Source organism: Trichlorobacter ammonificans (genome assembly GCF_933509905.1).
Lineage (GTDB): Bacteria > Desulfobacterota > Desulfuromonadia > Geobacterales > Pseudopelobacteraceae > Trichlorobacter > Trichlorobacter ammonificans.
The window spans coordinates 1,772,295-1,789,101 of sequence record NZ_OW150024.1 but is presented as its reverse complement, the minus strand read 5'-3'; the positions used below and the strand labels follow the sequence as shown (position 1 = coordinate 1,789,101).

Below are 16,807 nucleotides of genomic sequence, written 5' to 3'. Positions count from 1 at the left end.
TCTCCTTTAGGTGGTGTTGTTTGAGGTTGTTACTGCCCCGCCGGTTCTGCGGCGGCCTTGGCCATCAGTTCCCGATCTACCGACGAAAGCTGGTATTCCGCGGCAAAGGCCCCGGCCGGTTCCTTCATGGCGAACAGGCAGAAGACGAAGACCAGGGCCGCGGAGATGCCGATCATCAGGAAGAACTGGCTGTCGGACAGCAGCATGTAGGCCGAGGTGTAGACCACCGCCCCCACGTTGCCGTAGGCCCCGGTGTAGCCGGCCACGTTGCCGGTGATCCGCCGTTTCACGAACGGCACCAGGGCATAGGTGGTGCCGCAGCCGCCGGTGACGAACAGGGCGCAGACGAAAACCGCCAGGGAAGCCAGCATCAGTGGCCACTGCGGCCCGATGAAGCTCATCAGCAGAAAACCGCCGGTGACCCCGCCCAGGTAGAGCAGGTGGGCCAGCTTGCGGGTGGGGGTGCGGTCGGAGATGTATCCCCCCAGGGCGCGGGAGAAGAAGTTCAGCACCGCGAACATGGAGCCGAACAGGCCGGCCATGACCGGGCTCATGCCGAAGGTTTTCTGGAAGAACAGCGGCAGCATGGAGATGACCGCCAGTTCCGCCCCGAAGGTGACCACGTAGGAGGCGCAGAGGGTGCCCACCTGGGTGAAGCGGTAGCGGTCGTCCTCCGGAACCCCCTTTTTCAGGATCGGCACGTTGACCTTGACCAGGGAGACCACCTGGTAGAGCACGCCGGCGGCGATGACGGCGTAGAGGAGGTAGGAGGTCTCCGGCGCGATGTAGCCCTTGGCGGCCACGGTGCGCACCACCAGGGCCAGCACCCCCACGATCGGGATGGTCCAGAAGATGGCGTTGATCAGGTCGCCCCAGGTGGAGACCTCGATGGCGTGGGCCTTGCGGGCCACGGTCCGCACCGCCCCCTCGGGGCCGTCGGTGATGGAGAACCAGTAGTAGACGCCGTAGAGGAACATGACGATGCCGCTGGCGGCGATGGCCCAGCGCCAGCTTTCCAGCACGGTGAGGGCCAGGATCGGCATGGTGATGGCCGCAAGCGACGAGCCCCAGTTGCCCAGCCCCGCCTCCACCCCCTGAGCGAAGCCGGTGTCCTTCGGTTTGAACCAGAGGGAGGTCATGGCGATGCCCACCACGAAGCCGGTTCCCACCGCGCTCAGGATCAGGCGGGTGATCAGCATTTCGGTGAAGGTGCTGGCAAAGGCGAACCAGACGCAGGGTACCGCCATGGTCCACATCACCAGGCAGAAGGTTTTGCGCGGCCCCAGCCGGTCGCAGAGCATGCCGACGATGACCCGCATCGGCACGGTCAGGGCCACGTTGCAGGTTGCCAGGATCTTGAGCTGGTCAAGGGTCAGCCCGGTCTCCTTCATGATGGTGGAGGCCAGCGGCGCCATGTTGAACCAGACGTAGAAGGTGATGAAGAAGGCGACCCAGGTCTTGTGCAGGGCCATGATGTCGTCCCGCCCGAAGGCGAGCAGGTCCATCCAGCCCATCGGTTTTTCGTCGGTTCGTGTCGATCCGGACATTGCGCGTTCTCCTTGTGGGGTGAAGCTGCTAGCCGATTTCGTCCCGCCGCGTCCGCCACTTGTACAACAGCGGCGGGTCCTTCAGGAAATCGAACGGCAGGTAGAGCAGGTGCACCAGCTTGGTGAAGGGCAGCACCGCCAGCAGCAGGAAGGCGCCGGCCACATGCAGGGTGAAGGCGGTGGAAATGCCGCTTACGTACTCGGGCTGCGGGTTGAGCAGTACCAGGGAGCGCAGGTAGGGACCGGCCGTGGCCGGATACCACTGGGCTCCCCAGCCGGCGGTGACCGCCACCACGATGCCGCTGGCGGTCTGGAGCGCCAGCACCAGGAGCAGCAGGATGTCGGCCGGCGAGGTGACCTTGCCCAGGATGGGGGAGTTCGCCCGGCGGAGCAACAGGATCAGGCAGCCCAGCAGGGCGATGATTCCCAGCCCAAGGCCGGTGGCCTCCACCACCAGCAGCCGGGTGCGGTCCCCCAGCAGGGCCGCGGTGACGCCGGGGAACAGGGTGGCGAAGAGGTGAGCCAGCAGCACCGGCAGGATGCCGTAGTGCCAGGGATTGATCCCCCAGTAGAGGGTGTCGCGCTCCAGAAACTGGGTGGAGTAGGCGGACCAGGTCAGCCGGTTGCTGAAGAAGCGGTACGGCGTCACGAACAGGAGCAGCGCCAGGGCCACGTAGGGGAGTATGACGAAAACGATGGTGTTCAGCATGACGGAACCTCCTTGCAATCTTCCGCGCACAACAGCCGCACTGCTTCAATGAGCGGTCGCCAGGGGGAGTGCTGCCGTTCGTCGAAGGCCGCCTGCAGCCGCTCGACCCCCGGTAGCACGCACTGGGCGATGAACCGGCGACGGGTTTCCGCTTCCTCCTCCGTTTCCTCCCGACGGGCCTGGTGGGCCAGGAAGCCGAGCACCACGGCAAGGTGGTCGGGAAGCTCGCAGCCGTTGGCGACGTAGCCCCGGCGTTCGTACTCCTGTTTCAGCATGATCATATATCCCCCTTTTTTCTGGTTGTCGCCAAAGAGATGGTGACCCAGGTAGGGGGCGGTGGTCGGGTTGAAGTCGAAGGTGGCGACGTACTCCTCCTGCAGCGCCGCTTCCGGGGAGGAGGCGACGAAGGCGGCAAAGGAGTCGAGATGGCAGTCGGGGTAGCGTCTGCCCAGCAGGTCGCCGACCAGGGCCTGGTCCCGCCGCACCTGCTCCGGGTTTTCCGGGTAGTCCAGCAGGCGGGACAGGGCGTCGTAGAGTTCCGGACTGTTCATCGCGCCCCCCGTGTCTTCTTGAGGATGCCGAAGCCGGCGGTTCCCTTGCGCTGCTGCGGGTCCTGCTCCTCGCGCTGCTGGGCCGGGATGAGGAAGCGTTCACCGTAGGGGGCGATGGTGAAGAGGCGGTAGAGCCTGTCGGCGCTTGCCCGGTCCAGGCCGGCGTTGTGCAGGATCGAGGTTTCCAGCGTCTGCCCCAGGGTGTCGGCCCGCTTGTAGAGCCGCAGGGCGATCAGCTTGCGCAGGATTTCGGCGATGATCTCCCGGTTGCCGCCGGCCAGCAGGTTGGCCAGGTAGCTGATCGGCGCCCGCATGGTCTCCATGAGCGGGAAGGTGCCGTGGTCGGCCAGTTCGTGCAGATCCCTGCCGCTGGAGATCACCGGCGAGAGGGAGGGGATGTACCAGGCCATCGGCATGGTGCGGAATTCGGGGTGTAGCGGCAGCGCCACGCCAAACTCCTTGACCAGGGCGTAGACCGGCGATTTTTCCGCGGCCGTCAGCCACTGTTCGCTGACCCCGTTCGCACGGGCCGCCTCCCGTACCCGGGGGTCGCGGGGGTTCAGGATCACCGAGCGCTGCGCCGCCACCAGTTCATCGTCCGCCCTGAGCAGCGCCTCTTCCACCCGGTCGGCGTCGTAGAGCAGCACCCCCACGTGACGGATCCTGCCCACGCAACTGTGGGCGCAGGCGTTGCACTGTCCGCTCTCCACCCGCGGGAAGCAGAAGATGCATTTCTCGGCCTTGCCGCTCTGCCAGTTGAAGTAGACCTTCTTGTAGGGGCAGGCGCTGGTGCAGAACCGCCACCCCTTGCAGACCTCCTGGTCCACCAGCACCACGCCGTCCTCTCCCCGCTTGTAGAGCGCCCGCGAGGGGCAGGAGGCGACGCAGGCCGGGTTCAGGCAGTGGTTGCAGATACGGGGCAGGTACTGCATGAACATGCGGCCGTAGTCCTCGACGATGCTGCGGTCCTCCAGGTTGACGTCGCTGGCGGCGTAGGTCTGCGAGCCGGAGAGGTCGTCGTCCCAGTTGGGGCCGCCGGTGATCTCCTCCATCCGCTTCCCGGAGATCTGCGAGAACGCCTCGGCCACCGGCTGGTCGCTTCCCGGCGGGGCCTTGTAGAGGTTGCTGTAGTCGAAGTCGAACGGCTCGTAGTAGTCGTCCAGCTTGGGCATGTTGGGCTGGAAGAACATGTTGAGCAGGGTGGGGCCCTTGCCCAGGGCGCGCAGCTTCAGCCTGCTGCCGTCCCGCAGCCAGCCCCCCTTGAACGTCTCCTGATCCTCCCATTTCCTGGGGTAGCCGACGCCCGGCTTGGTTTCGACGTTGTTCCACCACATGTACTCGGCGCCCTTGCGGTCGGTCCAGATGTTCTTGCAGGAGATGCTGCAGGCGTGGCAGCCGATGCACTTGTCCAGATTGAATACCATGACCAGTTGTGCTCTGACGTTCATAGCCTCACCCCCTCAACTTTCTGACCACCACGTAGCTGTCACGGTTCACGCCGGTCGGTCCCCAGTAATTGAAGTAGTAGCTGAACTGGGCGTAGCCGCCGAGCATCAGGGTCGGCTTCAGGCGGATGCGGGAGAGGGAGTTGTGCACGCCGCCCCGCTTGCCGCTCTTGCGCGATTTCCTGATGTCCAGGGTCCGTTCCGGGGCGTGGTACATGATGGCCGCTCCCCGCGGGATGCGGGACGACACCACGGCCCGGCTGGTCACCACGCCGTTGGCGTTGTAGACCTCGATCGGCTCGTTGTCCTCGATGCCGGCGCTTGCCGCATCCTCATGGTTCAGCCAGACCACGGGGCCGCCCCGGGAAAGGGTCAGCATCCGCAGGTTGTCGCTGTACGTGGAATGGATGCTCCACTTGCCGTGGGGGGTGAGGAGGTTGAGGATCAGCCCGCTTTCCCCCTCGGTCTCGTCCAGGATGGCCGGGTCGAGCTTGGCCTTGAAGGTGGGCAGCCCCTCGTGGAACTGGCCGTAGTAGGGGTGATCCAGGTAGAAGGACTGCCGGCCGGTCAGGGTGCGCCAGGGTACGCCGTGCTCCACGTTCAGGGTGTAGGGGGCGTAGGGACGGCTGTCGTTGACCAGGCCGCTCCAGACCGGGGTGCTGATGAAGCGGCGCGGCTTCTGGGTGATCTCCTCCCAGGTGATCCGGAAATTGCGGTCGCCGGCGGCGATCTGGGCCAGCGGCTTGCCCACCCGCTTCTCCAGGTTCTGGTAGGCGCGGTAGGCCAGCTCGCCGTTGGTTTCCGGGGCAAAGGCCATCAGCACGTCGGCCACGGTGCGGGTGTCCTGCAGATCCACGAAGCTTTTGTCGCCCCAGGAGCGGGTCGGCATCTCCTTGAGCAGCCTGGCGTGGACATCCTCGGCGTCGAAGTTCACTCCGTGGGCATGGAGGTGGCCGATGCCGGGCCCCAGGGAGAGGAAGCGGTTGTAGAGGTTGACGTAGTCCCGCTCCACGATCGGCAGGTTGGGCATGGTCGTGCCCGGTATCGCCTCGCATTCGCCCAGCTTCCAGTCCTTGACGCTGCGCTGGGCGATTTCGCCCGGCGTGTCGTGGAGCAGCGGGGCGGCGATGATATCCCTGACCGGCGCCGGGAAGTGGGCCGGGGCCAGTTCGCTGACCTTGGCGGCGATGCCGCCGAAGATGTCCCAGTCGGTCCGCGACTCCCAGGCCGGCGGCACGGCGGCGTCCATGCAGTTGACAAAGGAGTGCATGTCGGTGGTGTTCAGGTCCGACTTCTCGTACCAGGTGGCTGCCGGCAGCACGATGTCGGAGTAGAGGGTGGAGGTGTCCATCCGGAAGTTCAGGTCCACCACCAGGTCCATCTTGGCGGTGGGGGCCTGTTCGTGCCAGACCAGCTCGTGCACCTGTCCCTTGGCCGCTTCCCGGGCGGTGAAGCTGCTGTTGGGGGCGCCGATGACATGCTTGAGGAAGAATTCGTGCCCCTTGGCGCTGGAGGAGATGGCGTTGCCGCGCCAGATGAACCAGACCTTGGGGGAGTTCCCCGCGCCGTCCGGGTCCTCGATGGCGAAACGGGTCTGACCGCTTTTCAGGCGGGCCACCAGCCAGGCGCGGATCTCGTCGTCGGTGGCGGCGCCGGCCGCCTTGGCCGCCTCCACCAGCCGTAGGGTGTTGTCGTTGAAATGGGGGGCGAAGGGGAGCCAGCCCAGCCGGACCGCCTTGGCGTTGAAGTCGGCGGCGTGCAGCGGCATGTTCTCGCCGGTCTCCGGCTTGAAGTAGTCCACAAAGGTGCGGTCGTAGCGCCACTGGTCGGAGTGGATGTACCAGAAGCTGGGGGTGTTCTGCAGGCGGGACGCCTTGGTCCAGTCCTGGGCCATGGCCACGGTGGTCCACGGGGCCAGGGGCACCACCTTTTCCTGGCCGACGTAGTGGGCCAGACCGGCGCCGTTGCGCCCCACGCTGCCGGTGAGGATCAGGGCGGTGATGATGGAGCGGTAGATCAGGTCGTTGTGGTACCAGTGGTTGATGCCGGCGCCGATGATGACCATGTTGCGGCCGTTGCTCTGTTCGCCGTTCTGACCCCACTCGCGGGCGATCTTGAGCAGGGTTTCCGCGGCAATGCCGGTGTACTTCTCCTGCCAGGCCGGAGTGAACGGCTTGTCGTCGCCGTAGCCGGCGGGGTAGTCCCCTTTCAGGCCCCGGGAGACGCCGAACTGGGCCATGAGCAGGTCGAACACCGTGGCAACGGTCACCTCGCCGTTTCTGGTCATGACCCGTCGTACCGGCACTTCCCGCAGCAGGTCGCCGTCCGCCTCGAAGGAGAAGCGCACCATGCCGGTTTCCCCCCCCAGGAAGGAGAGGCTGCAGTCGATCTCGCCGCCGTCCACCATATCCTTCATGTCCAGATTCCAGGCCCCTTCCCGCTTGCTGTAGCGGGAGCCGATGCTGCCGTGGGGGATGCGGACGCTGCCGGCGCTGTCGCAGACGCACATGGTCCAGTCGGCATGCTCCAGCCCCTCGGCCCGCTCCAGCTCCGAGGCACGCAGGAACTCCCCCTGGCGCAGCGCGCCGTCCTTCTCGGTCAGTTTGACCAGGAAGGGGAGGTCGGTATAGTTCCGCACGTACTCGTCGAAGAAGGGAACCTGGCGCTCGACGTAGAACTCGGTGAGGAGGACGTGGTTGAGCGCCATCCAGAAGGCGCCGTCGTGCCCCTGCTCAACCGGCAGCCAGGCGTCGGCGAACTTGGTGGCCATGTTGTAGTCCGGGGACATGACCACCACCTTGGTACCGCGATAGCGGGCCTCGGAGAGGAAGTGGGCGTCCGGGGTGCGGGTCATCGGCACGTTGGAGCCGCAGAGCACGATGTAAGAGGCGTTGTACCAGTCGGCCGATTCGTTGACGTCGGTCTGCTCGCCCCAGACCTGGGGAGACGCCGGGGGAAGGTCGCAGTACCAGTCGTAGAAGCTCATGGCCACGCCGCCGAAGAGCTGCAGGAACCGGCTGCCGGCGGCGTAGCTGATCATGGACATGGCCGGGATCGGCGAAAAGCCCACCACCCGGTCGGGACCGTACGTCTTTGCCGTGTAGAGGGAGGAGGCGGCGATCAGTTCCTGGGCCGTTTCCCAGGCAACCCGCCGGAACCCGCCCATGCCGCGGCTGCCGGTGTAGCTCTGCCGCGCCTGGGGGTTCTCCACGATGCTCTTCCATGCCTCCACCGGATCGTCGAACCGTTGACGGGCCTCACGCCAGAGGTCCAGCAGCACGCCGCGCATATAAGGGTGCTTCACCCGCAGGGGGCTGTAGAGGTACCAGGAGAAGCTGATCCCCCGGGGGCAGCCGCGCGGTTCGTGGTTCGGCAGTTCGCCGTTGAACTGGGGGTAGTCGTTGGCCTGCAGTTCCCAGCCGACGATGCCGTCCTTGACATGCACCATCCAGCTGCAGCCGCCGGTACAGTTCACCCCGTGGGCGCTGCGCACCACCTTGTCGTACTGCCAGCGGTTGCGGTAGAACTCTTCCCAGTCGCGTGCTCCCAGGGAATGATCGTCCGTGATCCGTGTGGTGCTCATCAGGATATCCTCCTTTTATGGAACGTGAAGCAGAGCAGAAACAGGGCAGCGACTCCGGCCCCGGCCAGGGGAAGGGTGGTGCCACGGTCCACGGGCGTGGTGGGCAGCGGCTGGCGGGCAAAGGCGGCCAGATCGGCATATTCGGTGTCGGTCAGGGGATGGGCGCTGTAGATCTTCTTCATCACCGGCACCTCGATGGCGCCGACCGTATCCCTGATGGCGTCGGCACTGTCGGCGGTGAACAGTCCGCCCAGGTCGGCGGCCATCCGTGCGCCGGTGATTCCCCGGTTGGCCAGGGCATGGCAGGCGCCGCAGGGGGCGGCTCCTTTGGCAAAGGAGAGGGCGCCGGTGTACAGGTCCGCGCCGCGTGCCGGGTCGCCGGCCGGGACCGGTGCGGGCTCCTGCTGCGCGGACGTGGTTCCCGCCGGAACGGCCAGCGCCAGGATGAGGAGACAGCCAAGCCTGATCAGGTGTCGCATGGGGTGGTCCCTCCTGTAGGGTGGTATGATGACATCATCATAAAACGATATTTTACCAAAACATTGACCGCGGTCAAAAAAAGTACAGTAAGTTGTGTGGGAATAAGGACTAAAACGATCTTTAAATAGTGTAATCCAGGGGCTTGGAGTTGGTGCGGAAAAAGAAAAACCGCTTTCTCATGATTGAAAAAGCGGTTTAGTACGATGTCATACGCGGTGACGAACCGGCTATTCCCGTTCGTACTGCTCAACGAGTCGCCGGTAGTGGTCACCCGGGGCGGTCGGCGTCTTCGCCTCGGCGTCGCGGTAGCCGTTGACGATACGCTGCCGCATCGCCTCGGGAACGATCCGTTCCGCCAGGGGGTAGAGGATGCCGTCCTCCTTGGCGATATGGTCCCGCAGCAGGGCCGCGTAGCCAAGGGCATTTTCGGCGATCCTTCCGTATGCCTGCCTATTGCCGGCCTCCGCCTCGGTCACCGCCTCCTCCAGGGCGCCGACAAAGGCGCGACCCCGTTCGTGCTCCATCAGCATGGCCGCCACCGGGCTGTGCTCGCGGGGCATGCCGTTGTCGATCAGGGCCGTGAAGAGCACATCCTCTTCTTTCGCGTGGTGGAACCGGTCGGCGTACTGGCGGATGAAGTCGATACCGTCCCGGTAGAACTGCCAGGTGGTGTAGTTTCCTTCGGCGGTGCGCCGGGCGTTGTTCTCCAGCAGGGCGATCATGCGCAGGATCAGCTTGTGCTCTTCAATCAGGGCATGGGTAATGTCGGTCTTCATGAGTTATTCCTCCCTTCCGGCCAGATGGTCGTTGATTTCCCGTTCAAGACGCGCTTCCTCCTCCGCCGGCAGGGCGTGGATCGACACCACGTCCTTGAGCAGGCAGATCCCCACCGAGCAGGTGACGCAGCCGATGCCGGCCTGCTCCAGAATCGGTCCCACACCGGGGTGTTTCTTCAGAACATCCTGTATTGCCCATTCTCCCAAACCGTTGATCAGGTGCATGATTGCCTCCCGTGCTCTGTGATGATCTCAGGGTAAGGGAGCGGGAGAGAAAAATGGATGATGGCGGTCAAAAAAGACAGCAATGGTCTTTTGGTTGTGGGGGTGACCGGCGGCGCGGTCCGGTCAGGCACTACAAAGACCACTCATGGCGGGCCTGTACGATGATGAGGGGGTGGGTCAGCGTGCCGGGGGCGTCCCATGGCACGGCAGGCAGGTGGTATCGATCTGGCGGCGGGCCAGCAGGCTTTCCCGGTCCTTGGGCTGTTTCTTGCCCATCAGCCGTTCTCCCACCCGGTGGCAGCCGAAGCAGCCCTGTCCCCGCGCGGCAGCGTGCATTTTCACCATGGCGGGGTTTTTGCTGTGGCAGACGGTGCATTCAAAGGCGGTTGCCGTAGCCGGGACAACGGTAAGTACAAGCAACAGGGGGAACAACAGGCGGCGCATGGAATGGTTACCTCCGGTGAACTGCGCCGAGCATAGCCTTCAACCGGCCGGTATACTTTGACCGGAGTCAAAAATCAGGGGTCCGGGATAAATTCCAGGGCTGCGGAGTTGATGCAGTAACGCTGCCCCGTGGGGGGAGGGCCGTCGGGGAAGAGATGTCCCAGGTGGGCGTCGCACCGGGCGCAGCGCAGTTCGGTGCGCACCATTCCCAGGGAGCGATCCTCGTCGGTGACGAAGTGGGCCGGGTCCACCGGCTGAAAGAAGCTGGGCCAGCCGCTGCCGGAATCGTATTTGTCGTCGGAGCGGAAGAGGGGAAGCGCGCAGCAGACGCAACGGTAGAGACCGGCTGCATGGTTGTTCCAGTAGGGGTTGACAAAAGGGGGCTCGGTGCCGGCCAGCCGGGTGATCCGGTACTGGGTGGGGGTGAGTCGTTCCCGCCATTCGCGATCACTGCACGAGATCGTGTCCATGGTTTCCTCCTCCGGCAGCAGTCCCGCAGCCCGCAGGGCCTGCAAGTCGTCAATAGTGTCCAGGTCCCGCAGGGGAGCAAGCATCACCGGCGAAAGACCGACGGTACGGGCGGCGGCCAGGGTCAGTTCCAGTACCCGTTCGCCGCTCCAGGGGATGCCGCGGAACAGCTCCGGGCTGAAGGCCGCAGCCTGCAGGGCGATCAGGCAGTAACCGCCATCCAGGGCCGGCCCGATCACCAAGCCGTGGTGAGCGAGCAGGCGGTCGGCCTGGCGCAGGTAGTCGGCATCCAACCCCGGGATGTCGCTGCCGATCAGGATGACCCGCTGTGCGCCGGCCGCGAAGAGGCGGGTGAAGGCGTCGGCCATCCGTTCCCCCAGGTCGGCGCCCCGCTGCGGCAGGCAGGTCGATGCCCGCTTCAGCCAGAAGGCGGGCAGCAACGCGGGATCGTCGCCGTCATGGCAGATCACGAGCGACAGGCCCGAGGCACGACAGTGGGCGATGGTCCGGCGCACCAGCATCTCGTACAGCCGGCAGGCGGCAGGGTGACCGATGCTGCGGGCAAGGCGGGTCTTCACCCGGCCCGGCAGCGGCGGTTTGACGAAGAGGGCAATGCAGCTGCCGGCTGTCTCCATCAGTATTCCCGTGCCAGCCGTTCCGGCGGAGTGCCGGCCAGGTAACGCAGGAGCAGCCACCAGTTCTTCAGGCTGCGCCGGACAATGCCGTCCCGCTGCCAGCGTCGCGGTGAGGTGCGGACCCGTTCCGGCAGCAGGATGCCGCGCAGTCGGCAGCATTTCAGGCTGCGCACCAGCGCCACGTCCTCCATGAGAGGAATTTCAGGAATACCGCCGATCCGCTCGATGGCATCGCGGGTGAGAAAAATCGCCTGATCGCCGTAGGGGAGGGAGAAGAGGCGGCAGCGCAGGTCGATAATCCGTTCCATCAGGCGCCAGCCGGCTCCGATGGCGTCGATTCCCAGCCGGAAAGAGCCCCAGTCTGCTCCCGCAGCAGCTGCTCGTCGCAGGGAGGCAAAGGCGTCGGCAGGCAGCAGGGTGTCGGCATGGAGGAGGAGCAGCAGGTCGCCGTGTGCGGCACGGACGCCGGCAGCCAGCTGGCTGCCCCGTCCCGGAGGGGCGATCAGGTGGACGATCCGGGTATCGGCGGTGGCTGACAGGGTGGAGCCGGCGGGATCGCCGTCTACCACAATGATTTCGGTATCGTCGGCGTAGCGGCGAACCTGTTCCACGGCGTCGTTGATCCGCTCCGCTTCGAACAGGACCGGTATGATGACGGAAACCTTCATGGCATGCACCGCTCTGCTCACTCGCCGGTCAGCCGTGCCACCGTTGCCAGCGCGCCGGCATGGTCGAAACGGTCAAGCTGGCGCAGCAGGGTTCTGAGCAGGGCGTTGTCGCCGGCTTCGGCCAGAGCCTGCAGGCTGCCCAGCAAACGGTCGGGTACCAGTTCCTGCTCCCGCAGGTAACCGGCCAATTCGGCCAGGAGTGGAGCGAGCGGTGGCGCGTCGGTCGCCACAGGCTGGACGTCCGGTTGCGCCGGCGCCGGGAGTGCGGCATCGATGGTGGCCATGGCGGCGGACATCTCGCGCCGGAAACGCTCGAAGCTGACCGGCGGGAGGTTGCCGCGCAGCTCTTCTTCCAGTGCGATTGCGGCTTCGGCAATGGCGGTTGCCCCAAGGGTGCCGGCCGCCCCCTTGATGGTGTGGACCAGGTGGCAGGCCTGGTCGATGTTGCCGGCCTCCAAAAAGGCGCTCAGTCCTTCCGTCGAGGCGCCATACTCCAGGGAAAACTGCCGCAGCAGGCTCCGCAACAGGGCGATGTTGCCTCCCATGCGGCGCAGGGCGGCAGTGGTGTTGAAGCCGGGAAGCTCGGGCATTACCGTGTCCGGCGGTGGTGGCTGCTTCTCCGGGGGCTGAGGCGTCGGGACCGGGCTGTCCGGTTTCAGCCAGCGCCTGAGCACTTGTACCAGTTCATCGGGGTTGATCGGCTTGGCAATGAAGTCCACCATGCCGGCGGCGGAACAGCGCTCACGATCTTCCTGCATGACGGCGGCAGTCATGGCGATGACCGGCAGTTTGGCACTATCATGCAACTCCCGGATTTTTCTGGTGGCCTCGAATCCATCCATCACCGGCATGTGCAGGTCCATCAACACGGCATCGAAGGAGGGGCGCTGAATCAGCTCCAGTGCCTCGATACCGTTGTCGGCCAGGGTGACGGTTGCTCCCCGCTGCCGCAGGAATTCGGCGGCAACCTCCTGGTTGATCCGGTTGTCTTCCACGAGCAGGACATGGACATTCTCCAGCTCGCCGCCCAGTCTCCCCGCAGTGCTGTTTTGCTCCCCGACGTGGGCGGGCAGCAGCTCCTGCTCGTGGAAAATATGGCGGCTGGCGGGCCGGGAACCTGCCGGCGCTGCGGTAACCAGGATCGTGAACGTAAAGGTCGCCCCCGCTCCTTCGGTGCTGGATACCTGGATGTCGCCGCCCATCAGCCTGACCAGGCGCTGGCAGATGGTCAACCCCAGGCCGGTGCCGCCGTATTTGCGGGTGATGGTACCGTCGGCCTGGGTGAAGGCCTGGAACAACCGGTCCGCCTGTTCCTTGGAAAGACCGATGCCGGTGTCCCGCACGGCGAAGCGCAGTATGATGCCGTTGCCGTCCCGGTCTGACGGGACCGTTTCGACCCTGATGCCGATTTCTCCGGTTTCGGTGAATTTCACGGCATTGCCCAGCAGGTTGTTCAGTACCTGGGAAAGGCGCAATGGATCGCCGATGACCAGTTCCGGCAGGGAGGTGTCGAGTTCAAGGGTGAGCCGCAACCCTTTTTCCTCGAGCCTCGGTCTGAACAGTTCCGCCGTTTCCCTGACCACTTCCGTCACATCCATCGGCAGGTGCTCGATGTCGAGCCGTCCCGCCTCGATCTTTGAGTAGTCCAGAATGTCGTTGAGGATGCCCATCAGTGCCTGGGAGGAACTGTAAACCTTGGACAAAAAGTTCCGCTGCTGACGATTCAGGTCGGATTCCAGAACCAGTCGGGTCATTCCCAGGATAGCGTTCATGGGGGTGCGGATTTCGTGACTCATGTTGGCCAGGAACTCTGATTTTGCCTGGTTGGCGCCTTCCGCTTCGGCGGTGCGGCTGAGCAGTTCCTCGTTGAGGTTTTCCAGCTTGCGCTGGGTCTGCTTCAGCTCGGTGACGTCGGATACCAGCACGAAAAAGCCCCGGACCCGGCCGTTGTCCAGATCGGGTATGTAGTGAGCCCAGGTGTAGCCTGCGCTGCCGTCCGCCTTGACGATGGTCCGCTCGAACTGTTGCCGTTCTCCCCGCAGGGCGGCGCTGATGAACGGCTCGTTCTTCCGGTACAGCTCCTCCCCGAGCAGGTCGCGGATATGGATGCCGCGCATCTCCTCCGGAGATTTGCCGAACCACTCCAGGTAGGCGATGTTGGCAAAACCGCAGCGAAGCTCGCTGGTCCAGTAGCCCACCATGCCGGGGATGATGTCGGTCAGCATCCGCATGAAGCGCTCGCTTTCCTCAAGCGCCGCCTCGGTGGTCTTCAATTCGGTGATATCGGTGGAGATGCCGCAGAGCCCCCAGATGGCGGTCCGCTCCTGATCCTCGTAAATGGGGGTCTTGACCTCCCAGTAGACCCGGTGGCCGCCGTCGGCGTGGGCAACGTCGATCTCCGCACCGGTCTGCTCGCCGGCCAGCACGCGGCAGTCCACCTCGCGCAGCCGCTGCACCGTGGCGGGGGGGAAGAAACGGCTGTCCTCGCTGCCCACCAGCTCTTCCAGGGTGACGCCGAACAGTTCCAAGGTGGGGCGGTTGGCATAGACGTACCGGTGATCGCGGTCTTTCATGAAAATATAGGAGGAGACATGATCCAGGGCTTCCCGGAACCGTTTCGCCTCGGTCAGGGCGGTGCGCAGCGCCGCTTCCTTGGTTTTTTGCTCGGTAATATCCCGCGCCGCGGCGTAGATCAGGTTCTGAAAGGGGCTGGAGCGCCACTCGATCCAGCGGTAGGAGCCGTCCCTGCAGCGGTAGCGGTTGACCAAACTCAGTACCTGCCGCTCGGCCCCCAGTTCCGCCATGGCCGCCAGGGTTGCCGGAATATCCTCGGGATGCACGAAATCGAGAAACCGTTGGCCGGCCAGCTCGTCCACGGTGTACCCCAGGGTCTCCTCCCAGGACCGGTTCAGCCGCCTGAAGTGGCCGTCAAGATCGGCGATGCAGAGTAGGTCCAGGGACATGCTGAAAAAACGGTCCAATTCTTCGCTGAGGCTGCGAATGCTGGCATCCGCAGCCGCCTTCTGCTCTGCGATCTCCTGCTGGCGGCGCTGGTACAGCAGCAGCGCCAGGGAGGAGAGCAGGGCGAACAGGACAAAGAGGGCGCCATGCACCAGGGTGTCGGTGCGCCAGGTGGCGTACACCTCCGGAAGACTGCGGCTTGCCGACACGATCAGCGGCTTGTTCATCTGCAGGCGTTCCGGCTGGATGGTGCGGAAGGCGGCCATGCGTATGGTGCCGCTGAGGTTGCTTGCACCGGTCTGGATCGAGGCGGGAGTACCGCTGGCCACATGGCGGCTGAACAGGCTGTCCGGGGCAGCCATGTCCGTGCCCGCCGCCCTGTCGAGGTACGGGGTGATCAGGAAGAGCTTGCCGTCGCCATGGCTCAGATAGGTCCACATGTCCGGTTCGTAGAGCACCGACCCGATCAGGGTGCTGAAATAGTCCGGATCCAGGGAAGCAGCCACAACCCCGGCAAAGCTGCCGTCGGCCCTGTTGATGGTCTTGCTCAGGTTGATCACGTAGGTGCCCAGCGAGGTTTTGAAGGGGGGAGAAACGTACAGCAGGCTTGCATCACCCTGCCGGCGGGGCACGCTGAAATAATCCCGCACACTGAAATTGTTGCCGATGAGTTGCGGACGGTTGGCAAGCCGGCAGACACCCTGTTCATCCAGGATCAGCATGGTGCGCACGCCGGGCATGGCGTCGGTCAGGTCGATGAGCCGCTGATTGTAGGCGCTGCTGAAGGAAAGCAGGCTAGGCTCTTGCCGCAGTTTCGTGAGCGCCTTGTTCAGGGCGTCGAAATTCCAGATCAGGTTTTCCTGGACGATGCGGGTCTGGGTCATGAGCCGCTCCCGTTCCCGCTCACCGGTCCGCTGATGATCCTGATAGATACGGACGCCCAGCAAAACGGCCAGGGACAGCAGGATAAAGGCGAGAGTCAGCCATTGCTGGAACCGCTGTCTGCGGTTGTTGAACAGGGTCATACCGTCTGCCCCCCGTCACCGTAGAATCTGAAATGCCCCCGACCCGCCTGCTTGACCCGGTACATGGCCTGGTCTGCGTGCTTCATCAGCGCTTCCACCGTTGCGCCATCCTCCGGGTAGAGGCTGATGCCGACGCTGGGGGTGCTGTGCAGGGTCTGTCCGTCAACCCCGTAGGGGGTCGAGAGGCTCGACAGGATTTTCATGGCCACCGTGGCCGCGCCGTTCCGAATATCCTGTCCGGTTGCGACTACCACGAATTCGTCGCCGCCAAGGCGTGCCACCAGATCGCTCTCCCGCACGCTCTCCTTCAGTCGGTCCGCCACCTGGATCAGCAGGCCGTCGCCGACGGCATGGCCGTAAGTATCGTTGATGGACTTGAAGCGGTCCAGGTCGACGAACATGACGGCAACCTCGCTTTTGTCCCGTCGGGCCATGGCCAGGGTCTGCTCCAGGGCGGCCTGCAGGTACATCCGGTTGGGCAGGCCGGTCAGGTGGTCGTGATTGGCGATGTGCCGGATCTCCGCTTCAACGTTCTTCTGGCGGGTGATGTCGGTGAAGCTGCCGATGTGGAAGTCGATCTCGCCCCGCTGGTTGCGCACCACGGAAATAGTCAGCAGCTTGGGGTAGACGGAGCCGTCCCTGCGGCGGTCCCATAGCTCGCCCTGCCAGAAATCGTGCTCCCGGATACTTTGCCAGATGGCCTGGTACTCCTCGGGCGCGGTGCGGCCGGAGGAGAGCAGCCGGGGATTTGCTCCCCGCACCTCATCCAGGCTGTAACCGGTGAGGCGGCTGAAGGCGGGGTTGACGTCAATGATCCGGTTGTCGCGGTCAGTGATCATGATCGCTTCGCCACTGTAGTTGAATACGTGACTGGCAAGGCGCAGTTCCCGCTCGATCCGTTTGCGCTGGAGCAGGTTGCGTACCCGCACCTGCAGCACGGCAGTTACCACCGGTTTGGTGAGATAGTCGTCGGCCCCCAGCTCCAGGCCGTCCAACTGGCTCTGTTCGGAGGTGTCGGCGGTAACGAAGATCACGGGGATCGAGGCGGTTTCCGGCTGTTGCCGCAACTCTTTCAGCACGTCGATGCCGCTCATGCCGGGCATCATCATGTCCAGCAGGATCAGGTCCGGCCGATCCTCCCGCGCCGCCAGCTCCAGGGCTGCGGCACCGTTGACGGCGGTCTTCAGCCGGTAGTCGTCTTTCAGGGCCGCTACCAGCAGGTGCAGGTTGGAGGGCATGTCGTCCACCAGCAGGATAAGCGGTCTGTCGGCATGGTTCAGGGGCATGGGT

At 64.6% G+C, this 16,807-nt stretch carries 13 protein-coding genes; all 13 read right to left on the bottom strand.

Annotated elements, in window-relative coordinates:
* Positions 1 to 29: 29 nt before the first annotated feature.
* On the bottom strand, positions 30 to 1,547 hold the full coding sequence (locus tag RAK07_RS08025; protein ID WP_305732316.1) for an MFS transporter: 1,518 nt from the start codon (positions 1,545 to 1,547) through the stop codon (positions 30 to 32).
* A gap of 28 nt (positions 1,548 to 1,575) precedes the next feature.
* Positions 1,576 to 2,256 carry a respiratory nitrate reductase subunit gamma gene (gene narI, locus RAK07_RS08020; protein WP_305732315.1) on the bottom strand — a complete coding sequence of 227 codons (681 nt, stop codon included), beginning with the start codon at positions 2,254 to 2,256 and terminating at the stop codon, positions 1,576 to 1,578.
* Positions 2,250 to 2,807 (bottom strand): nitrate reductase molybdenum cofactor assembly chaperone, encoded by a 558-nt coding sequence (gene narJ / locus RAK07_RS08015; protein WP_305732314.1) that lies wholly within the window; start codon positions 2,805 to 2,807, stop codon positions 2,250 to 2,252. The genes narI and narJ overlap by 7 nt, the downstream gene beginning before the upstream one ends.
* Positions 2,804 to 4,255 (bottom strand): nitrate reductase subunit beta, encoded by a 1,452-nt coding sequence (gene narH / locus RAK07_RS08010; protein ID WP_305732313.1) that lies wholly within the window; start codon positions 4,253 to 4,255, stop codon positions 2,804 to 2,806. The genes narJ and narH overlap by 4 nt, the downstream gene beginning before the upstream one ends.
* A gap of 4 nt (positions 4,256 to 4,259) precedes the next feature.
* Complete coding sequence (locus RAK07_RS08005; protein WP_305732312.1) at positions 4,260 to 7,835, bottom strand: nitrate reductase subunit alpha; 3,576 nt, start codon at positions 7,833 to 7,835, stop codon at positions 4,260 to 4,262.
* Entirely contained in the window at positions 7,835 to 8,314 is a 480-nt protein-coding gene (locus RAK07_RS08000) for a c-type cytochrome (protein ID WP_305732311.1), read from the bottom strand. Before RAK07_RS08000 ends, RAK07_RS08005 begins: the two co-directional genes overlap by 1 nt.
* A 228-nt stretch (positions 8,315 to 8,542) precedes the next feature.
* Positions 8,543 to 9,091: a hemerythrin domain-containing protein gene (locus tag RAK07_RS07995; RefSeq protein WP_305732310.1), complete on the bottom strand. Its 549-nt coding sequence runs from the start codon at positions 9,089 to 9,091 to the stop codon at positions 8,543 to 8,545.
* Positions 9,092 to 9,094: 3 nt separating this feature from the next.
* Entirely contained in the window at positions 9,095 to 9,316 is a 222-nt protein-coding gene (locus RAK07_RS07990; RefSeq protein ID WP_305732309.1) for a hypothetical protein, read from the bottom strand.
* 177 nt (positions 9,317 to 9,493) lie between these two features.
* A complete protein-coding gene (locus RAK07_RS07985) occupies positions 9,494 to 9,760 on the bottom strand; it encodes a cytochrome c3 family protein (RefSeq protein ID WP_305732308.1) in 267 nt (88 codons plus the stop codon).
* A gap of 74 nt (positions 9,761 to 9,834) precedes the next feature.
* Entirely contained in the window at positions 9,835 to 10,863 is a 1,029-nt protein-coding gene (locus RAK07_RS07980) for a TIGR04282 family arsenosugar biosynthesis glycosyltransferase (protein ID WP_305732307.1), read from the bottom strand.
* Complete coding sequence (locus RAK07_RS07975) at positions 10,863 to 11,531, bottom strand: TIGR04283 family arsenosugar biosynthesis glycosyltransferase (protein ID WP_305732306.1); 669 nt, start codon at positions 11,529 to 11,531, stop codon at positions 10,863 to 10,865. Before RAK07_RS07975 ends, RAK07_RS07980 begins: the two co-directional genes overlap by 1 nt.
* 17 nt (positions 11,532 to 11,548) lie before the next feature.
* Positions 11,549 to 15,517 carry a PAS domain-containing protein gene (locus RAK07_RS07970; protein WP_305732305.1) on the bottom strand — a complete coding sequence of 1,323 codons (3,969 nt, stop codon included), beginning with the start codon at positions 15,515 to 15,517 and terminating at the stop codon, positions 11,549 to 11,551.
* Positions 15,514 to 16,803 carry a two-component system response regulator gene (locus tag RAK07_RS07965; RefSeq protein ID WP_305732304.1) on the bottom strand — a complete coding sequence of 430 codons (1,290 nt, stop codon included), beginning with the start codon at positions 16,801 to 16,803 and terminating at the stop codon, positions 15,514 to 15,516. The genes RAK07_RS07970 and RAK07_RS07965 overlap by 4 nt, the downstream gene beginning before the upstream one ends.
* Positions 16,804 to 16,807 lie beyond the last annotated feature (4 nt).